At 71.7% G+C, this 18,170-nt stretch carries 18 protein-coding genes; 9 read left to right on the top strand and 9 right to left on the bottom strand.

Annotation, left to right across the window (positions count from 1 at the left end):
* Positions 1–116 precede the first annotated feature (116 nt).
* From ACTOQ1_RS01900 to ACTOQ1_RS01875, 6 genes are all read right to left on the bottom strand, one after another.
* On the bottom strand, positions 117–254 hold the full coding sequence (locus ACTOQ1_RS01900; protein ID WP_440063943.1) for a SapB/AmfS family lanthipeptide: 138 nt from the start codon (positions 252–254) through the stop codon (positions 117–119).
* A 48-nt stretch (positions 255–302) separates the two neighbouring features.
* The gene (locus ACTOQ1_RS01895; RefSeq protein WP_362692965.1) at positions 303–437 is read right to left on the bottom strand and encodes a SapB/AmfS family lanthipeptide; all 135 of its coding nucleotides are present in this window, start codon (positions 435–437) and stop codon (positions 303–305) included.
* A gap of 48 nt (positions 438–485) precedes the next feature.
* Entirely contained in the window at positions 486–617 is a 132-nt protein-coding gene (locus ACTOQ1_RS01890; RefSeq protein WP_440063942.1) for a SapB/AmfS family lanthipeptide, read from the bottom strand.
* A gap of 4 nt (positions 618–621) precedes the next feature.
* The gene (gene lanKC / locus ACTOQ1_RS01885) at positions 622–3,279 is read right to left on the bottom strand and encodes a class III lanthionine synthetase LanKC (RefSeq protein WP_440063941.1); all 2,658 of its coding nucleotides are present in this window, start codon (positions 3,277–3,279) and stop codon (positions 622–624) included.
* 148 nt (positions 3,280–3,427) lie between these two features.
* Positions 3,428–4,129, bottom strand: a complete 702-nt coding sequence (locus tag ACTOQ1_RS01880) for a sensor histidine kinase (RefSeq protein WP_440063939.1) — start codon at positions 4,127–4,129, stop codon at positions 3,428–3,430.
* 488 nt (positions 4,130–4,617) lie between these two features.
* A complete protein-coding gene (locus ACTOQ1_RS01875) occupies positions 4,618–5,331 on the bottom strand; it encodes a M50 family metallopeptidase (protein ID WP_440063937.1) in 714 nt (237 codons plus the stop codon).
* Positions 5,332–5,405: 74 nt separating this feature from the next.
* Here ACTOQ1_RS01875 and ACTOQ1_RS01870 point away from each other — a divergent pair, with 74 nt between their 5' ends.
* The 3 genes from ACTOQ1_RS01870 (at position 5,406) to ACTOQ1_RS01860 (ending at position 7,370) form a co-directional block, all read left to right on the top strand.
* Positions 5,406–5,558: a hypothetical protein gene (locus tag ACTOQ1_RS01870; RefSeq protein ID WP_440063936.1), complete on the top strand. Its 153-nt coding sequence runs from the start codon at positions 5,406–5,408 to the stop codon at positions 5,556–5,558.
* 179 nt (positions 5,559–5,737) lie between these two features.
* Positions 5,738–6,214 (top strand): nuclear transport factor 2 family protein, encoded by a 477-nt coding sequence (locus ACTOQ1_RS01865; RefSeq protein ID WP_440063935.1) that lies wholly within the window; start codon positions 5,738–5,740, stop codon positions 6,212–6,214.
* A 10-nt stretch (positions 6,215–6,224) separates the two neighbouring features.
* Positions 6,225–7,370 (top strand): magnesium and cobalt transport protein CorA, encoded by a 1,146-nt coding sequence (locus tag ACTOQ1_RS01860; RefSeq protein ID WP_440063933.1) that lies wholly within the window; start codon positions 6,225–6,227, stop codon positions 7,368–7,370.
* A gap of 184 nt (positions 7,371–7,554) precedes the next feature.
* Here ACTOQ1_RS01860 and ACTOQ1_RS01855 read toward each other — a convergent pair whose 3' ends face one another.
* Both ACTOQ1_RS01855 and ACTOQ1_RS01850 read right to left on the bottom strand, forming a co-directional pair.
* Entirely contained in the window at positions 7,555–8,085 is a 531-nt protein-coding gene (locus ACTOQ1_RS01855) for a hypothetical protein (protein ID WP_440063932.1), read from the bottom strand.
* A gap of 136 nt (positions 8,086–8,221) precedes the next feature.
* Positions 8,222–10,438, bottom strand: coding sequence for a thiamine pyrophosphate-dependent enzyme (locus tag ACTOQ1_RS01850; RefSeq protein ID WP_440063930.1), 2,217 nt, complete (start codon positions 10,436–10,438; stop codon positions 8,222–8,224).
* A 386-nt stretch (positions 10,439–10,824) separates the two neighbouring features.
* On the opposite strand from ACTOQ1_RS01850, the gene ACTOQ1_RS01845 reads away from it, so the two are divergent.
* Together ACTOQ1_RS01845 and ACTOQ1_RS01840 are read left to right on the top strand one after the other, a co-directional pair.
* On the top strand, positions 10,825–11,484 hold the full coding sequence (locus tag ACTOQ1_RS01845; RefSeq protein WP_440063929.1) for a hypothetical protein: 660 nt from the start codon (positions 10,825–10,827) through the stop codon (positions 11,482–11,484).
* A gap of 311 nt (positions 11,485–11,795) precedes the next feature.
* Positions 11,796–12,662, top strand: a complete 867-nt coding sequence (locus ACTOQ1_RS01840; protein WP_440063927.1) for a universal stress protein — start codon at positions 11,796–11,798, stop codon at positions 12,660–12,662.
* A 6-nt stretch (positions 12,663–12,668) separates the two neighbouring features.
* On the opposite strand, the gene ACTOQ1_RS01835 is transcribed toward ACTOQ1_RS01840, so the two are convergent.
* Positions 12,669–13,268, bottom strand: a complete 600-nt coding sequence (locus tag ACTOQ1_RS01835; RefSeq protein WP_440063926.1) for an SACE_7040 family transcriptional regulator — start codon at positions 13,266–13,268, stop codon at positions 12,669–12,671.
* 117 nt (positions 13,269–13,385) lie between these two features.
* Between ACTOQ1_RS01835 and ACTOQ1_RS01830 the strand changes: the two genes are divergently transcribed.
* From ACTOQ1_RS01830 to ACTOQ1_RS01815, 4 genes are all read left to right on the top strand, one after another.
* On the top strand, positions 13,386–14,954 hold the full coding sequence (locus ACTOQ1_RS01830; RefSeq protein ID WP_440063925.1) for a carboxyl transferase domain-containing protein: 1,569 nt from the start codon (positions 13,386–13,388) through the stop codon (positions 14,952–14,954).
* Between the two features lie 68 nt (positions 14,955–15,022).
* Positions 15,023–17,017 carry an acetyl/propionyl/methylcrotonyl-CoA carboxylase subunit alpha gene (locus ACTOQ1_RS01825; RefSeq protein WP_440063924.1) on the top strand — a complete coding sequence of 665 codons (1,995 nt, stop codon included), beginning with the start codon at positions 15,023–15,025 and terminating at the stop codon, positions 17,015–17,017.
* The gene (locus tag ACTOQ1_RS01820; RefSeq protein WP_440063922.1) at positions 17,014–17,208 is read left to right on the top strand and encodes a hypothetical protein; all 195 of its coding nucleotides are present in this window, start codon (positions 17,014–17,016) and stop codon (positions 17,206–17,208) included. The genes ACTOQ1_RS01825 and ACTOQ1_RS01820 overlap by 4 nt, the downstream gene beginning before the upstream one ends.
* Positions 17,209–17,215: 7 nt before the next feature.
* Positions 17,216–18,169 (top strand): hydroxymethylglutaryl-CoA lyase, encoded by a 954-nt coding sequence (locus ACTOQ1_RS01815; protein WP_440063921.1) that lies wholly within the window; start codon positions 17,216–17,218, stop codon positions 18,167–18,169.
* The last annotated feature ends 1 nt before the right edge of the window (position 18,170 follow it).

Genomic DNA, 18,170 nt, shown 5'->3' with positions numbered 1-18,170 from the left:
TCCTCAGCGTCCTCAGCGCCCGCAGCGTCCTCGGCGTCCTCGGCGTACCGGACGCTGCCGGAACGGGAGTGCCCGGGACGGCCGCCGTCGCTGGCCGTCCCGGGCACGGGGTCTCACTAGTGGCAGAGCACGACGCTCAGGTTGCTGGGCTTGCCGGACTCGCAGCCGAGAACCGTCAGGGTGCTACCGCCACCGCCACCGCCACCGCCGCCGCCGGTGGGGGCCTCCAGGGACTGCAGGTCGAGAAGGACCATGGGATTGCCTCACTTCTGATGGGAACCGATATCGGGAAAACCGGGTGCCTAGTGGCAGAGCAGGAGGCTCAGGTTGCTGGGCTTGCCGGACTGGCAGCCCAGGACCGTGAGGGTGCTGCCGCCGCCACCGCCGTGGCCGCCGCCGTCGGGGGTCTCCAGGGACTGCAGGTCGAGAAGGACCATGGGATTGCCTCACTTCTGATGGGAACCGATATCGGGAAAACCGGGTGCCTAGTGGCAGAGCAGGAGGCTCAGGTTGCTGGGCTTGCCGGACTGGCAGCCCAGGACCGTGAGGGTGCTGCCACCGCCGCCGCCACCGCCGCCGGTGGGGGCCTCCAGGGACTGCAGGTCGAGAAGAACCATGTCGTTACACCTCCTTCGATGTCGATGTGTCGTGGGGGCCAAACCACCCGGCGGATCCGTGCGCGGACACCCCTGCCGGGGCGCTCGTGCCGCCGGGCGGCTCGATGAAGGGGAGGAACACCGGCCGGTCGTGCAGCACGGCGCTCATCGCGAACAGGACTCCGGCCGTACCGGTCGCGAAGTCCATGGAGAGCCTGAGCAGCTGGTTGCCGGGGAAGGCCAGCCCGCCGCCGTGGGGCAGCGCGTGCCAGTCCAGCCCGCGGAGCTGCTCGGCCAGGTCTGTGCGGCCGGTGTGGCCGGTGTGGGGGGCGTTCGGCTCGGGCCCCAGGCCCCAGCCGAGCCCGCCGATCATGCCGCTCCGGCCGGTGAACAGGCCGGACTGCACGAAGTAGCGTCCCCGGGTGACGCGCCGGCAGCCGTCGAGCGCGGCGCGGAAGTCCGCGTCCTCGCGGTGGGCCAGGTAGCGGGCGAGGACCAGGCCGATGCCCACCGACCCCTCGTCCAGGTAGGGCAGCGTGCGCCAGCCCTGGTCGACCTGGAGGGTGCCGTCCTCGCCGGTGACGCAGCGCCGCAGGTCCTGCCGGAGCGCCACGGCCGCCCGCTCGAGCAGCGACGCGTCACCGGTGCGCTCGTAGGCGTGCAGGAAGAGGAGTGCGGGTCCGGAGGAGCCGTACATCAGCCCGGCCCGGGGGTTGGCGCCGCCGCTGATCTCCGGCACGTCGTCGGGCCCGCCCAGCCTGTCGGAGCAGATGCCGGTGATCTGCAGGGCCACCTCGGTGAAGGTCCGCTCGCCGGTGGTCCCGCCCAGATGGAGAAGGTTCAGGCCCATGCCGGCCAGGCCGCTGAACAGCCCGAGCTCCAGCGACTCCCACTTCTGGCGCAGGCACAGGTCGGCGGTGTCGATCGCGTCCTGGCGGTGTCCGAGCAGGTCGAGGACGTAGGCCACGCCGTGCAGGCCGTCGTAGAACCCGATCCCCGTCCCCGGGTCGGGGGCCAGTGCCCTGGCGCGCAGCCAGTCCTCGTACTCGGGACGGCGCTCGGCTCCGGTGGCGGCCAGCGCGTAGAGCACGCCCGCCGCGCCGTACGCGAGGTTGACGCCCCCGCCGGGCTGGAACTGGGCGACGTCGCCGGGGAAGAGCCGGTCCTCGCGCTCGGGGGTGGCGCTCGCCAGGATGGACCTGGTCATCGCCTCCCTGAGCCGGGGCCAGTCGTCGAGCCCCGGCTTCGGGTACGGCGTGGCCGCCACGGGCTCGGGGCCCGCGACGGTCAGGACCGCCTCGTCGAGCACCTCGCGCGGTACGGGGAAGGTCTCGCCGATGATCCTGGCCAGCTCGGTCACCTTGGCGCGGTCGAGCGGCAGCATGATCGTGAGCTGCGGGGCGAACAGCCCGAGGCAGAGGCAGGCGAGGGCGTACAGGTCGACGTCGACGCCCTGCCGGTCGGCCGGCGCGCCGAACGCCGGGTGGGCGAGTGCCGCGCGGCCGCGGTCCTCGATGAGGGTCGCCACCTCGTAGTCGATCAGTGCCAGGCGGCCGTCCTCGGTCACGAGGATGTTGTTGGGGTGCAGGTCGCCGAAGACCACCCCGCGCCCGTGCAGGGACTCCACCGCCCGGCGTACCTTGGGGAGCGTGTCGAGCACCCAGCCGGTGTACTCGGCGATGGCCTCGTCGTCGCAGGTCGCCCTGGTCAGCGGGTACTTGTGCACGAGCTGCCGTTGGAGCGGGTTGCCGTCGACGAACTCCTCGACCAGGAAGTGGTGCCCGCCCAGGGTGAAGTAGTCGATCAGCGCGGGCACCGCGTCCAGCCCGGCCAGGCGCTCCAGCATGTCGCGCTCGTGCGCCAGCCGCGCCACCGCGTCCCGGCCGGCGGCGTCCAGGCCGGCGTGCGGACGGGCCTCCTTCAGCACGACCCGCTCCCCGGTGCGCAGGTCCTCTCCCAGGTAGACGCCGCCGCCGTTGGAGAACTGCATGACGCTCTCGACCCGGTACGGCAGTCCCTCGGTGGTGACCGCGTTGCGGGCGGCCACGTGGGGTTCGAGGAAGGCGGGCAGCGTCACCCAGGACGGCACGCCGAAGGCGGGCTCCCGCACGTCGGGGACGAGTCGCCCCTCACCGTCCTCGATGGCCAGCACCAGCTCGCCGTTGTCGGCCAGGCAGCGCCGTCCGGCGAAACCGCCGTACCGCACGAAGAGCGGGCCCTGGCCGTAGCGCAGGTCGCTGAGGATGTACGGCCCCTCGACGCCCCGCAGCAGCTCGTCGAGCTCCTTGAGCGTGAGCTCCAGCTGCGCCTCGTCCACCGGGTAGATCGTCACGAGCTTCCCGCTGGCGCCGCGGGGGGCGGCCTTGGAGTTCAGCATGGTCATGACCGGCAGGCTGCGCAGGAACTTGAACGCGATGTCGCGGGGGACGCAGTAGTCCCAGACCGCCTCTATGGCGCGGTCGGCGTCCTCGGCGCGGGCAGAGACGTGGATCTTCCAGCCCTGGGCGGGAGTGCGGCCGGCGAGCGGCGCGTAGTGCATCCAGGTGTCGGTCGCCTGGTGCTGCCAGCCGTCCGGGACGTCCCGGGCAGCGAGCGCGAAATCGGGGTGATCCCCCCGGCGGCCGTCAAGCGTGTCATAAAAAAGCGGGTCCGCCAGGCAATAAAGTTCATACTGGTCATCCACGGCATTCTCCCCTGCTGTCTTCCAGAAGAGAGAATTACGGATAACCCGAGAAACCACTAGTTACAAATTAAACCACTCGTATATGCGAAACTCACAGTGTCAACCGTGAAGGTGTGCGCTACCTGCGCTTTCGCGGCGGACGTGAAGGTTATTCGGAAAAATTACCAGGAACTTCGGCTATCAGGGTGAACCACCCGTCCGCGCCGCCGACCGCCCGCACCGTGCCGCCCAGCTCGCCCACGCGGTGGGTCAGGTTGTCCACGCCGCTGCCGGTGGAGTGCGCCTCCCGCCGGGGAGCCCCGTCGTTGACGACGGTCAGGCGCAGCCGGCCGTCGTGCTCGACCAGCTCGATCGCGCACCGCTTCACCTGGCTGTGCCGCAGCATGTTCGTCACGCCCTCGCGGACCACGGCGCCCAGCGTGGCGCTCACGGCCTCGGGAAGCTCGTCCACGTCCACCCGTACCGAGCAGTAGGCCCCGAAGCCCTCCATCAGGGTCCTGGCCCGCGCGGCCTCGCCGGAGAACGACAGCCGGTGACGGGCCTCCGACACGTTCCGTACGGCGTGCGCGGCCTGTCGCACCGCCCGCAGCACCTCTTCCAGGTCCTCGCGCAGGCGCGCGTCGCCGTTCGCCCTGCGGTGGGCCAGCTCTCCCTTGATGGACGCCAGCCAGAGCCAGTGCCCCACGATGTCGTGCATGTCGCGGGCGAACCCCTCGTACGCTCTGGTGAGCGCCCTCTCCCGCTCGGCGCGAAGCCGCCTGAGCCGCCGGAGGAGCGCGAGCGTCACGCCCAGCGAGACCAGCAGGACGCTCGCCCCGGCCGCTCCGACGAGGTAAGCGGGGTGGGGCATGGAACGCCTCTCGCAGGAGAATGATATTCCCGATGATAAACTCGAAAAATTATCTGAGCGTCATTCAGAGGTGCGGTTACGGGGCGTAACCAGGCGAGGGGTGAGTGCCTGGTAATTACCCCAACATCATGATATGCATCGCACAATTAGGCGAATCTCGGAGAAGTGGACACGCCGGGGGCCACGCTCCCGTTCCGGGCGCGCCGCCCGGACGGACGCCCGTCGTGACCGGACGCGGCCGGATCTCCCGAAGCCGCGGCATGGCGACGAACCGTTACGGCGAGTGACCGTTGAATACGGTTCCGCGCCCTTGCCGATCTCGCTCCCTCCCATACGCCGTCGTGATGAGAGGCCACCGCAGGGGCGGCCCCGGACGGCGGCGACGGCGGCGACGGCGGCGACGGAGAACATGACGGCGGACGCGAAAGGGAACCCGAGGGGCGCGACGGCGGGGCGGACCTAGCCGGAGCGAGGCGGGACGGAGCCGTTCAGAGCAGTGCGAACGCCGGGGGGAGCAGCAGATAGGACCCGGCCACCAGGCACGCGCCCGCCACCACCAGGAAAAGGAACACCCAGAACCCGCCGGGCAGGAAGGTCAGCCTGGCGAGCTGGTCGGCGTCGGAGTCGGGCGCCTGGTGGCGACGCCGCTTGCGCTGGAGCTCCACGATCGGCCGTACGCCTCCCAGCAGCAGGAACCACACGGCCAGGTAGGCCAGGATCGCGTCCATGTCGGGCGCGGCGTACCAGGTGAAGGCGAAGATGGCGCCCCCGGTGGCCAGCAGGCTCACCACGCCGAACAGGTTGCGGATCAGCAGCAGCATGCAGAACAGCAGCCCGATCACCATCGTGATCAGCACCGCCACGTAGCCGGAGGCGGTCAGCCACGCCCCGCCCAGTCCCAGCAGGGAGGGGGCGACGTATCCGGCGGCGGCGGTCAGGATCATGCCGAACCCCCGGGGCTTTCCCCTGGTAAGGGTCACGCCCGAGGTGTCGGAGTGCAGCCGGATGCCCTCCAGCTTGCGCCGGGTGAGCAGGGCCACCAGCGCGTGCCCGCCCTCGTGGGCGATGGTGATCAGCCCTCGTGACAGCTGCCACGAGGTGGACCACGACACCACGCCCAGCGCGACCAGGGCGGACAGCAGCACGACCCACAGGGGCGGCCCGGAACGGGTCGTGGTCAGGGTCACCCAGAGGTCGGACAACGCTCGTTTCTCCTTTGCGGCGTGAGAGCAAAGCGTCCCACGACTGCCGGTGTGCTGGCGATAAAGTCGGAACCGTGCCGAACATGATTCCGGAACTCGCGGACGCGGGCGTCCCCGCCCGGTGGCGAGGGCTGGGCCTGCCCGGTCTGGCGGACGTGCACGTCCGCTTCCTGCCGGAGCGGATGGAACGCCGAGTCTGGCACCATTTCGAGCACGGCAGCCCCTGATGGGGAACGGGTGGCCCCGAGCGTCCCCCACCCGTACGCCCACCGGCTCCACGCGCTCGACCGCCTCGGCCCCGGCGACGGCCGGCTCCGCGCGGTGTGCTGGCACAACGCGGGCAATCTCCCCGACCTTTCCGCGCACTACACTCGGTCGGCAGGATGTTGATGACCGGGAGAAACTCGTGAACGATCGGAACGCCGAGCTCATCAAGACGTTCTACGAAGCCTTCGCGCGCCGCGACGCCGCCGCGATGGAGCTCTGCTACCACCCCGACGTCACCTTCGGTGACCCCGTCTTCCAGGACCTCGAAGGACGCGACAGGGTCATGGGCATGTGGCGGATGCTGCTCGGCCGCAGCGCCGACCTCAACGTGACCGTCCGCGACATCACCGCCCGCCCGCACGAGGGCACGGCGCACTGGACCGGCCGTTACACCTTCGGCAAGACGGGCAGGAAGGTCGTCAACGAGGTCGACGCCCTCTTCCGCTTCGAGGACGGCCTGATCGTCCGCCACCACGACGACTTCGACCTCAGGCGCTGGTCCAAGATGGCGATGGGCCGGCCGGTCGGTATCGTCCTCGGCTGGACCCCGATGCTCAGGGCGAAGATCCGCACCACCGCGATGCGGTCGCTGCAGGAGTTCATGAGCGCCCGATGAGGAGAGACGCGTGACCGACCGGCGAATGCGGGGCCTGCGGAGCCTGATGCGCGGGCGTCCCGGCACCGGCCGGGAGTCTCCCGAGCGGTCGATGGATCCCAGGTCCGTCGGCGACGGGCGGCCGGTCCCGCCCCGATCGCGCGTCATCGACAACGCGATCTACGTCAACGGCCATCGAGCCGCGACCCCCGAGTCGCTGCCCGACGCCTTCGAACGTCTGAAGAACACCCCCGACAGCATGGCCTGGATCGGCTTCTACCGGCCGGAGGACGGTGTCATCCTCAACGTCGCCGAGGAGTTCGACCTGCACGAGCTGGCGGTCGAGGACGCCATCGTCGCCCACCAGCGGCCCAAGGCCGACCGCTACGGCGACACCCTGTTCGTGGTGCTCCGCCCGGCCCGCTACCTCGACGAGGCCGAGGAGGTCGACTTCGGCGAGCTGCACGTCTTCGTCGGCCGTAACTTCGTGATCACCGTGCGGCACAGCGAGGCGCCCGACCTGTCGCAGGTCCGCCGCCGCATGCAGCACGACCCCGAACTGCTCGGCCAGGGCCCGCAGGCGGTGCTCTACGCCATCCTCGACGCGGTCGTGGACGGCTACGCCCCCGTTGTCGCCGGCCTGCAGAACGACATCGACGAGATCGAGGTCCAGGTCTTCGGCAACGAGCCCGGCGTCTCCCGGCGCATCTACGAGCTGTCGCGCGAGGTGATCGAGTTCCAGCGGGCCACCCAGCCGCTCCTCGGCATGATCGAGGGTTTCATCGCGGGGGCCGCCAAGTACGGGGTGGACCAGGAGCTGCAGAGATACCTGCGGGACGTGGCCGACCACGCGATCACCGTCGCCGAGCGGGTCAGCGGCTTCCGCCAGATGCTCCACGACATCCTCGTGGTCAACTCGACCATGGTCGCCCAGGCCCAGAACGAGCACATGACCAACCTCACCGAGGCGAGCAACGCCCAGAACGAGGAGGTCAAGCGGATCTCCGCCTGGGCCGCGATCCTGTTCGCCCCCACTCTCGTCGGCACCATCTACGGCATGAACTTCGACGTGATGCCCGAGATCCACTGGAAGTGGGGCTATCCCTTCGCGGTCCTGCTCATGGCGGGCGTCTGCCTCACGCTCTATCTGGTGTTCAAACGCCGCGACTGGCTCTGACCCCGCCACGGGCCCCGGACCACCGGCCCGGGGCTCACGGCGAAGGACGCTCCCATGGTTCGTCAAGCGGCAGAAGCCAGATCTTCTTGTGCTGGCCGAGGCCGGCAGATCCCGTTGAGGACACCGCGGTCAGTCAGATGACGAGCCAGACCTCACCGGGAGGCGTTCACCTCCATCCTCGCTGTCAGCTGAGCTTGGCCAGGATCAGGTCCAGCTTGCCCTCCATGGAGTCCATCCGGCCTTCCACGGAGCCCATGCGGCCTTCGAAGGACTCCATGCGGCCTTCGAAGGACTCCATGCGGCCTTCAAAGGACTTCATCCGGCCTTCGAAGGCCTCCATCCGGGTGTCCATCTTCGCCTCAAGGCCGTCGACCTTGGCGTCAAGGTTGTCGACCTTGGTGTCGAGGCCGTCCACCTTGGTCTCCAGGCCGTCCACCTTGATCTCCAGGCCATCTACCTTGGTCTCCAGGCCATCTACCTTGGTGTCGAGGCCGTCCACCTTGGCGGAGAGGGCGAAGAGATCCTCCTTGGTGGCCATCCGGTTCATGATCTCTTCGAACATCGGCGCGGTGTAGGTCATGACCTCCTCGCGGATGATCTTGGGAAGATCGTGCAGTGTCTCCTTGATGTCCGCCAGGTCCCTGCCGGTCCTGAAGGCCCAGGCCTCCAGGTCCGCCACGCGCTGAACGGTGCTCTTGGTCGCCACGTCGGGCATGGTACCTCCTGCTCGGGGGAATGGAGGGTCGGCCTGCCGGCGGGCCGGGGCCGCGACCCGTGACGGCATGTGAGCAATTGAACACGTTCCGGTGGGGCGGTGAGGCCGATTCCGGGATTCCGGACCGAGGGGCGGATCAGCCGAGCAGCTTGCGGGCGGCCGCCTCGATCTCGGCCTCCGACAGCAGCACGTGCCGGGCCGCCTCACCCAGCGGGATGAAGCTGTCCGAGGAGGTCACCCGGGCGATCCTGCCGGTGAAGCCCGCGTCGAGCAGCTCGGCGACGATGCTCTCCGAGACGCCCCCGGTGCGGCGGGTCTCGTCGGCGATCAGCACCTTGCCGGTCAGCTCGGCGGCCCGCATCAGATCCTCCACCGGAAGGGGGGAGAGCCAGCGCAGGTCCAGGACCCGGCAGCCGTGCCCCTCGGCGGTGAGCCTCACCGCGGCGCGCAGGCTCATCCGCAGGCCGTTGCCGAAGGTCACGATGGTCAGGTCGCGGCCGTCGCCGTAGCTGCGGGCCCGCCCGATCGGGATGTGCGTCTCCGCCCATCGGGCCGGGGGAGCGTACGGGGCGAGCCAGCCGCTGTCGCCCTCCTCGAACATGTCGCGGGTGTTGTACAGGGCGATGGGCTCGAGGAAGACGCAGACACTGCCGTCGACACGGGCGGCGGCCAGGCAGGTGCGCAGCATCGAGGCGGCGTCGTCGGGCCGGGCGGGGGAGGCCACGACCAGGCCCGGGATGTCGCGCAGCGCGGCGACGGAGTTGTCGTTGTGGAAGTGGCCGCCGAAGCCCTTCTGGTAGGCGTAGGAGGCGACGCGCACCACCATCGGGTTGCGGAAGGCCCCCTGGGAGAAGAACTGCAGCGTCGCGGCCTCGCCCCGGATCTGGTCCAGGGCGTTGTGCAGGTACGCCAGATACTGGATCTCGGGCACCGGCAGCAGGCCGGAGACCCCGGAGCCGAGCGCGAGGCCGAGCACGGCCTGCTCGTCCAGGTGGGTGTCGAACACCCGGCCGGGGCCGAAGCGCTTCTGCAGGCCGCGCGTGACGCCGTAGACGCCGCCCTTGCGTGCCACGTCCTCACCGAAGACCAGCACGTCGGGGTGGGCGGCCAGGGAGTCGGCGAGGGTGCGGTTGACGGACTGGGAGAAGGTGAGCGGGCCCTCCTGCTCCGGGAGCCTGCCGGCGAAGGCCCTCGCCCTGGCCTCCGGGGCCGCCGCCCCGGTGCCGGCCGCGGCGACGGCCGCGGGAGTGCGCGGGGCCAGCGGCTCCACGATGTCGAAGGCGGAGACGAGCCGGGGCCGCCGGGAGCTCTCCATCGCCATCTTGAACAGGTGCTCGCGCGTCGTCTCGTACCGGAGCAGCAGCTCGTCGGGGGTGATCAGGCCTGCCTCGACGAGCAGCCTGGCGGTCGCCACGAGCGGGTCGCGCTCCAGGTCGGCGTCGATCTCCCGCTTGGTCCGGTAGGACAGCTCCACGTCCGAGCCCGCGTGGCCCATCAGCCGGACGGTGCCGACGCGCAGCAGGGCGGGGGCGCGGTGCGCGCGGACATGGTCGGCGGCGGCCAGTGCCACGTCGTGGACGTCGGCGAGATCGCAGCCGTCGGCCTCGAAATATCTCATCAGCGGGTGGTGGGCGGCCCTGATCCAGCCGTCGGGGGTGCGCACGCTGATGCCCAGTCCGTTGTCCTCGCAGACGAACAGGATCGGCAGCGCCAGCTTCTGGTACGAGCCGTAGGCGGCCGTGTTGAGGCCCGACAGGGCGCTGGCGTGGTTCATCGAGGCGTCACCGAAACTGCACGTCGCGATCGCGTCGGCGGGCCACGGCCCCGGCAGGCCGAGCTGGCGGGCGCGCTCGATGGCGAAGGCCACGCCCACCGCGCGGGGCAGGTGGCTGGAGATCGTGGAGGTCTGCGGGATCACCGCCAGGTCGGGGTGGCCGAAGACCTTGTGCCGCCCGCCCGCCATCGGCTCCTCGACCGAGGCGGTCAGGCCGAGCAGCACGTCGCGCAGCCCCTCCTCGGGCAGCCGGCCCGCCATCGCCGACCGGGTCAGGTAGAAGGCGCCCGACCGGTAGTGCAGGAGGGCGGGGTCGGTGGCGCGCAGCGCGGCGGCGACCGCGGCGTTGCCCTCGTGGCCGGCCGAGCCGATGGTGTAGAAGCCCTGGCCCTGCTCGCGCAGCCAGCGGGCGGTGACGTCCAGCAGCCTGCTGCCGAGCTGGAACTCGAACAGCTCGCGGCAGCGGGCGCCCGTCAGGGTCGTGCCCTCCCGCACGGGCAGGCCGGGATCGCGCGGCGCCCCGGGGGAAAGGGCGGTCACGGCCTCGGTGAAATGGGTCTCAACAGTGTCGCGCGCCACAGCCCGATTATGTCCCCCATGGATGGACGCCGTCCTCAACCTTGACATCTTTGATGCGTACGGACTCGCGGGCCGATCGCGTTTAACCATTATTCATGACAGCTTGTCAGGGTTGTTTTCACCGATCCGCCCGGTGAATGAACCGGGACCCTCATCCCAGGTCTGACCAGCACAAGGGGCGGAAGCCCCGAACGGTGGGAGCACATTCGTTTCCGGGTCCTGTGTTGCCATCCCCGGGCATCTCGCGCCCCTGTTGCCACAAGCCGTTCCTCCTGCGGACTTCTCCAGGGGGGTGTCTTTGCCATCCGCGGACACAGCGGCTGCCAGCATCTTCGGAGTTCACGTCCATCACACCAGTCACATCGGTCACATCAGTGGAGGCGCACATGCTTGGAAAACTGATTCTCACCGGGGCGGTGGGGGCGGCCGTCATGCTGCCGGCCGCCGCCCACGCCGCCGTGCCGTTTTTGGATACGGCGTCGCCCGTCCCTGCGCTTTCCGGCGACACGCCGGTACCCGGGATACCGGCCCCCGCCGCACCGGCCGCCTGGAGCGCACCGGCGCCCGGAAGCGCACCGGTGCCGGGGGCCGCATCGATGTCCGCGCTGTCACCCTCGGCCGAGACACCGCCCCCGCCCGCCCCGGTGTCGGGGACCGCCCCGGCGCCCACGGCCGGGGTACCCGGGACCCCGCCGCCGCCGGACGACCAGTTGCCGCCCGGCACCACCCCGCCGGTCGACACCACCCCGCCCGGCGCCGTCCCGCCCGGCACCACCCCGCCGGTCGACGCCGTCCCGCCCGGTGCCGTCCCGCCCGGCACCACCCCGCCGGTCGACGCCGTCCCGCCCGGTGCGGTCCCGCCGGTCGACGGCACCCCGCCGTCGGGCGTCGTGCCGCCCGTGGCCGTCCCGCCGGTCCCGGTCGCACCGGCTCCGGTGATATTCGCCGCGCCGGGCACCCCGCTCGCGGTCACGTCGGCCGTCGCCGCCTGGGCGAGCGTGCTCTGCACGCCGACCGCCGTCGTGGCGGTGGGGTCCTGCCTGTGACAGGTTCGTACCGGTGATCCGAGATCCAGGCCCGTGACCGCCCGGTTCCGGTGACATGCCGGTGACAGATCGGCGGCCGTGCCGGTGACCGGCCGCGGTACCGCTCCCGCGGGCCCGGGCGGCACGTGTTCCGGCCCTGACCGGTTATGAGCGCCCTCCCGCTTACGAGCGCCCTCCCGCCGCCCCTCGGGCGGGAGAAGGCGTCTTTGCCGATACGGACCGCAAAACGCGAAGAGTCTTGGAAAAGCACACCCTTCCCGGCAGGCGGATCGGAGAAGGATGGAAAGGAGTGACGGGGGAGAGGAGCCGTGATGCCGGTACAGGACGACGGGCGGCCGGTGGTCGCCGGATTCGACGGTTCGGCGGAGAGCCGGCTGGCCCTGCGGTGGGCCGTCGAGGAGGCCCGCCTGAGATTTCTCCCGCTGCTCGTCTGCCACGCCTGGCAGTGGCCCTACCCCAGGCTCTCCCTCGCCCCCGAGACCACCGAGGTCGTACGCCGCATGGGCAGGCGCGTCCTCGACAGCGGGCTGACGATGGTGCGCGAGCTGGCGCCCAAGGTGAGGGTGCGCGGGCAGCTGGTGGAGGGGACACCGGCCGCGGCCCTGGTGGGCCTGTCGGGCGCCGCTGAACTGATCGCGATCGGCCCGCGTGGCGCCGGCAATCCCGACGAGCTGAGGATAGGCTCGACCGTCGAGGTCGCCGCGCACGCCCACTGCCCGGTGGCCGTCGTCAGGCGGTCCGGCCACCCGCGCGCCGGCCGCGTGGCGATCGCGGTGGAGGACTCCGGCCTCGACTCGCCGGAGCTGGGCATCGCCTTCGAGGAGGCGAGGCTGCGCAGGGCGGCGCTACTGATCATCTGCCTCTGCCCCGAGAACGCCCACGACACCAGGCAGGCGGCCGTCCGCTTCAACACCGACGTCGCGGTGTGGGAGGAGAAGTACCCCACCGTCGAGGTGGAGAGCCTGATCGAGACCCGCTCCCACGTCGAGGTGCTCCGCCACGCGGCCGACCGTTCGGACCTGCTGGTGGTCGCCGACCGGGAGCGGGACGACCCGCTGGATCCCGCCATCGGCCCGGTCTGCCAGGTGATGCTGCGCGAGGCGCCGTGCACGGTCGTGGTGACCCCCTCGCAGGCGTGGCACCCGTCCCCGCGATGGGAACGCCTCGTCAGGAGTTAACGCTTCCTAACCCTGGGCGGCGGCCAGCGCCGCACGGGCCATGCCGCGCAGCAGCTCGGCCATCGCCGCGGGCGGCAGCTCGCCCGCGCTGTGCGGGGTGGAGTTGAGCAGCCCGAAGACGGCGTGGGTCGCGGCGCGCAGCCCGGCCTGCGGGCGTCCCGGGTAGAGCTCGCTCAGCACGGTGACCCACTCCTCGACGTACAGCCGCTGGAGCCGGCGGATCCGCCGCCGGGCGGGCTCGGGGACGTTGCCCAGCTCCCTGTCGTGCACGGTGATCAGCGCCGGATGGCTGAGCGCGAACTCGATCTGGCAGCCGAGCAGGGCGTCCAGCGCCTGCTCCGCGTCGGGGGCCTCGGTCACGCGGCGCGCGCCCGAGGTGTGCAGGCGCTCGCTGACGTCCAGCAGCATCTCCGCGAGCAGGGCCTCCTTGCCGCTGAAGTGCCGGTAGAGGGCCGGGCCCGAGGTGCCGACCGCGCTGCCGATGTCCTCGATCGAGACGCCGTGGAAGCCGCGCGCGGCGAACAGCTCCGCCGCGGCGTCCAGGATCTCCGCGCGTCGTGAGCCGCGGTTGCGGGTGGAAGGCTGAGCAGTCGTCACCCCTCGCATGGTAGACGGTAACGTTAATAATGACTAACATCTGCGATGGAGTTGATGACCGGTGACCCAGCGGCGGCGAAGCCGGGCGGATCAGACAGGCCGGGCAGGCCGGACGGGGAGGCTCGGATGAGTGGCTGGCCGGTGCTGCGAAGCGCCTGCGACCCGGGCGGCGAGGAGTTCAAGCGCAACGCCGAGGTCAACGAGCGCCTCGTCGCCGACCTCCGGGAACGCGTCGCCGCGGCGGGCCTGGGCGGCCCGGAGAGGTCGCGCGCCCGGCACGTCTCCCGGGGCAAGCTGCTGCCCCGCGACCGCGTCGACTCCCTGCTCGACCCGGGCTCGCGCTTCCTGGAGCTCTCCCAGCTGGCCGCGGGAGGGATGTACGGCGACGCGGCCCCCGCCGCCGGGATCATCACCGGGGTGGGCCGCGTCTCCGGGCGCGAGTGCGTCGTCGTCGCCAACGACGCCACCGTCAAGGGCGGCACCTACTACCCGATCACCGTCAAGAAGCACCTGCGGGCCCAGGAGGTCGCCCTCCACAACAACCTGCCGTGCGTCTACCTCGTCGACTCGGGGGGCGCGTTCCTGCCCAGGCAGGACGAGGTCTTCCCCGACCGCGAGCACTTCGGCCGGATCTTCTACAACCAGGCCACCATGTCGGCGCGCGGCATCCCGCAGATCGCCGCGGTCCTCGGCTCCTGCACGGCGGGCGGCGCGTACGTCCCGGCGATGAGCGACGAGGCGGTGATCGTCCGCAACCAGGGCACGATCTTCCTCGGTGGCCCGCCGCTGGTGAAGGCCGCCACCGGCGAGGAGGTCAGCGCCGAGGAACTGGGCGGCGGCGACCTGCACGCCCGCGTCAGCGGCGTCACCGACCACCTCGCCGACGACGACCGCCACGCGCTGCGGATCGTCCGCGACATCGTCTCCACCCTCGCGCCGCGCACGCCCTCCCCCTGGGAGCGCGCGCCCTCCGAGGAGCCCGCGCACGACCCCCGCGACCTGTACGGCATCGTCCCCGCCGACACCCGCACCCCGTACGACGTCCGTGAGATCATCGCCCGGATCGTCGACGGCAGCAGGTTCGGCGAGTTCAAGGCCGAGTACGGCGCCACGCTCGTCACCGGGTTCGCCCACATCCACGGCCACCCCGTCGGGATCATCGCCAACAACGGCATCCTGTTCGGCGAGTCGGCGCTCAAGGGCGCCCACTTCATCGAGCTGTGCGACCGGCGCAACATCCCGCTGGTGTTCCTGCAGAACATCAGCGGGTTCATGGTCGGCAGGGCGTACGAGGCGGGCGGCATCGCCAAGCACGGCGCGAAGATGGTCACCGCCGTCGCCTGCGCCCGGGTGCCCAAGTTCACCGTGGTCGTCGGCGGCTCGTTCGGGGCAGGCAACTACGCGATGGCCGGGCGCGCCTACTCGCCCCGGTTCCTGTGGATGTGGCCGAACGCGCGCATCTCGGTGATGGGCGGCGAGCAGGCCGCCAACGTCCTGTCCACGGTGGGCGACGCCGATCCCGACGCCATCCGCGCGCAGTACGAGGAGCAGGGCAACCCCTACTACTCCACCGCCCGCCTCTGGGACGACGGGGTCATCGACCCCCTCGACACCCGTACCGTCCTGGGCCTGGCCCTGTCCGCCTCGGCCAACGCCCCCCTCGAACCCGTCGGCTACGGCGTCTTCCGGATGTGACCGCACCCATGACCCACTCCACCTCCTCGGTTTCCCCGACCCACGCGCCGCCACCCCGCGGGGGCCGGATGTTCGACACCGTCCTCGTCGCCAACCGCGGCGAGATCGCCCTGCGGATCACCCGCACCCTCAGGAGGCTGGGCATCCGCTCCGTCGCCGTCCACAGCGACGCCGACACCGGGGCACGGCACGTCCGCGAGGCCGACGTCGCGGTGCGGCTTCCCGGCGGTTACCTCGACATCGACGGCATCCTCGCCGCCGCGGCGGCGACCGGCGCCCAGGCGGTGCACCCCGGATACGGCTTCCTCGCCGAGAACGCGGCCTTCGCCCGGAGCTGCGCGGAGGCCGGGCTCGTCTTCGTCGGCCCGCCGCCGGAGGCCGTGGAGGCGATGGGCGACAAGATCCGGGCCAAGGCCACCGTCTCCGCGGCCGGCGTCCCCGTCGTCCCCGGCGGCGCCGAACCCGGCGACGACCTGACCGAGGCGGCCGTACGGGTCGGCTTCCCCGCGCTGATCAAGCCCTCGGCGGGCGGCGGGGGCAAGGGCATGGTGCTCGTGCGCTCCGCGGCGGAGCTGCCGGAGGCGCTCGCCTCCGCACGGCGCACGGCCGCCGCCGCGTTCGGCGACGCGACCCTGCTGATCGAGCGGTTCGTGGAGAACCCCCGGCACATCGAGATCCAGGTGATGGCCGACGCGTACGGCGGCGTCATCCACCTGGGCGAGCGCGAGTGCAGCCTGCAGCGGCGGCACCAGAAGATCGTCGAGGAGGCGCCGTCCCCGCTCCTCGACGCCGCGACCAGGGCCGCCATGGGCGCTGCGGCGGTCGAGGCCGCCAGGTCCGTCGGCTACACCGGCGCCGGGACGGTCGAGTTCATCGTCCAGGGCGCGACCGGCGACTACTACTTCATGGAGATGAACACCCGCCTGCAGGTCGAGCACCCCGTCACCGAGCTGGTCACCGGCCTGGACCTGGTCGAGCTCCAGCTCAGGGTCGCCGCCGGCGAGCCCCTCCCGCTCACCCAGGACGAGGTGCGCCTCGACGGCCACGCCGTCGAGGCCCGCGTCTACGCCGAGGACCCCTCCCGGGGCTTCCTGCCGACCGGCGGCCGGGTCCTCGCGCTGCGCGAGCCGCCGGGAGTGCGGGTCGACTCCGGTCTGATGGCCGGCGGCCTGGTCGGCAGCGACTACGACCCGATGCTGTCGAAGGTCATCGCCTGGGGGCCCGACAGGGCGGCCGCCCTGCGGCGGCTCGACGGCGCGCTCGCGGCCACGGCCGTGCTCGGGGTGCCCACCAACATCGCCTTCCTGCGGGCACTGATCGGCCACCCCGCCGTGGTCGCCGGGGACCTTGACACCGGCCTCGTGGAGCGCCACCTCGGCGAGCTGGTCCCCCGCGACGGCGTTCCCTCCGTCCCCGACGACGTCCTGGCCGCCGCCGCCCTGGTCCTGCACCGCGAGCACGTGCCCGCCGTGTCCACCGGCAGGCCCGCCGACCCGTGGGACGTCCCCGACGGCTGGCGGCTGGGCGAGGCGGCCTGGACCGTCTACCGGCTGGAGACCCGTGATGGCGTCCGCGAGCTCAGGGTCCGCGGCCTGCCCGCCTCGGGAGCCGAGATCCGCCTGCCCGAAGCCGGCGTCGTGCGGGCGCGGCTGGCCGAGGAGGGCGCCGAGGGCGACGACCTGCTCGTCACCCTCGGCGAGACCGCGAGGCGCTACGCCGTCGCCAGGGACGGCGACGGCGGCGACACGATCTGGCTCGGCCGCGACGGAGACGCCTGGGCTCTCACCCGCCGCCACCTGGGCGACCCCGGCGACCGGACCGGCGCGGGCGGCCCGGGGGACGGGCAGGTCCGCAGCCCGATGCCGGGCACCGTCCTCGTGGTGAAGGCGGGCCTCCGGGAGCGGGTCGCCGAGGGGCAGCCGCTGCTCATCGTGGAGGCGATGAAGATGGAGCACACCGTGACCGCGCCGATCGGCGGGATCGTCGCCGAGCTGCGGGTCCGGGCCGGCCAGGCGGTCGCCATGGACGCCGTGCTGGCCGTGGTCCGCGAGGAGGAGCCGTGACGGCCTCCGCGCCGGTCGCGGAGGCCGTACGGGAACGCGGGGAGGTCGCGACGCGGGCGGTCAGGTGGGCCGTGAGGCACGGCGACGGAGAGGTCACGGCCGGATGGGTCGCCGAGGTCGCGACACCGGCGGCCCGTCCGGCCGTGCGGCGCGAACCGGTGAGGGTCCGGCCGTGCGGCGCGAACCGGTGAGGAGGGCATGATGCGCGAGCCGCAGCGGGTCCGGGCGGCGGGGCTGCCCGAGCGGGTCACGATCTACGAGGTCGGGCCGCGCGACGGGCTGCAGAACGAGGCCGCGGTCGTTCCCGTCGAGGTCAAGGCCGAGTTCATCGCCCGGCTGGCCGCCGCGGGACACCGCGTGATCGAGGCCACCAGCTTCGTGCACCCCAAGTGGGTGCCCCAGCTCGCCGACGCCGCGGAGCTGCTGGCTGGCATGGAACGGGTTCCCGGCGTGCGCTACCCGGTCCTCGTCCCCAACGAGCGTGGCCTCGACCGCGCCCTCGAACACGGCGTCGACGAGATCGCGATCTTCGCCAGCGCCACCGAGACCTTCGCCGGCAGGAACCTCAACCGGACGCTGGAGTCACAGTTCGAGATGTTCGAGCCGGTCGTCGCGCGGGCGCTGGCCCACGGCCTGAAGGTCAGGGCGTACGTCTCGATGTGCTTCGGCGACCCGTGGGAGGGCCCGACGCCCGTCGCCCAGGTCGTCTCCGTCGGGCGCAGGCTCCTCGACCTGGGCTGCTTCGAGCTGTCGCTCGGCGACACCATCGGTGTCGGCACCCCCGGCCACGTCGCCGCGCTGATCGAGGCCTTCGGCGGCCCCTCCCGGCTCGCGGTGCACTTCCACGACACCTACGGCCAGGCCCTGGCCAACACCCTCACCGCCCTGCGCGAGGGGGTGACCGTCGTCGACGCCTCCACCGGTGGCATCGGCGGCTGCCCGTACGCCGAGAGCGCCACCGGCAACCTCGCCACCGAGGACCTGGTCTGGATGCTGCACGGCCTCGGCGTCGAGACCGGGCTGGACCTCTCCTCGCTGGTGGAGACCAGCACCTGGCTGGCCGCGCGGCTCGGCCGCCCCAGCCCGTCGCGGGTCGTCCAGGCCCTGGGCGAGAACCCGTCCCGCACCACCGCAGAGAACGCCGAGGAGTGAT

This window comes from Streptosporangium sp. OZ121 (assembly GCF_051918885.1).
Lineage (GTDB): Bacteria > Actinomycetota > Actinomycetes > Streptosporangiales > Streptosporangiaceae > Streptosporangium.
This window is presented reverse-complemented; position numbering and strand designations above follow the sequence as displayed.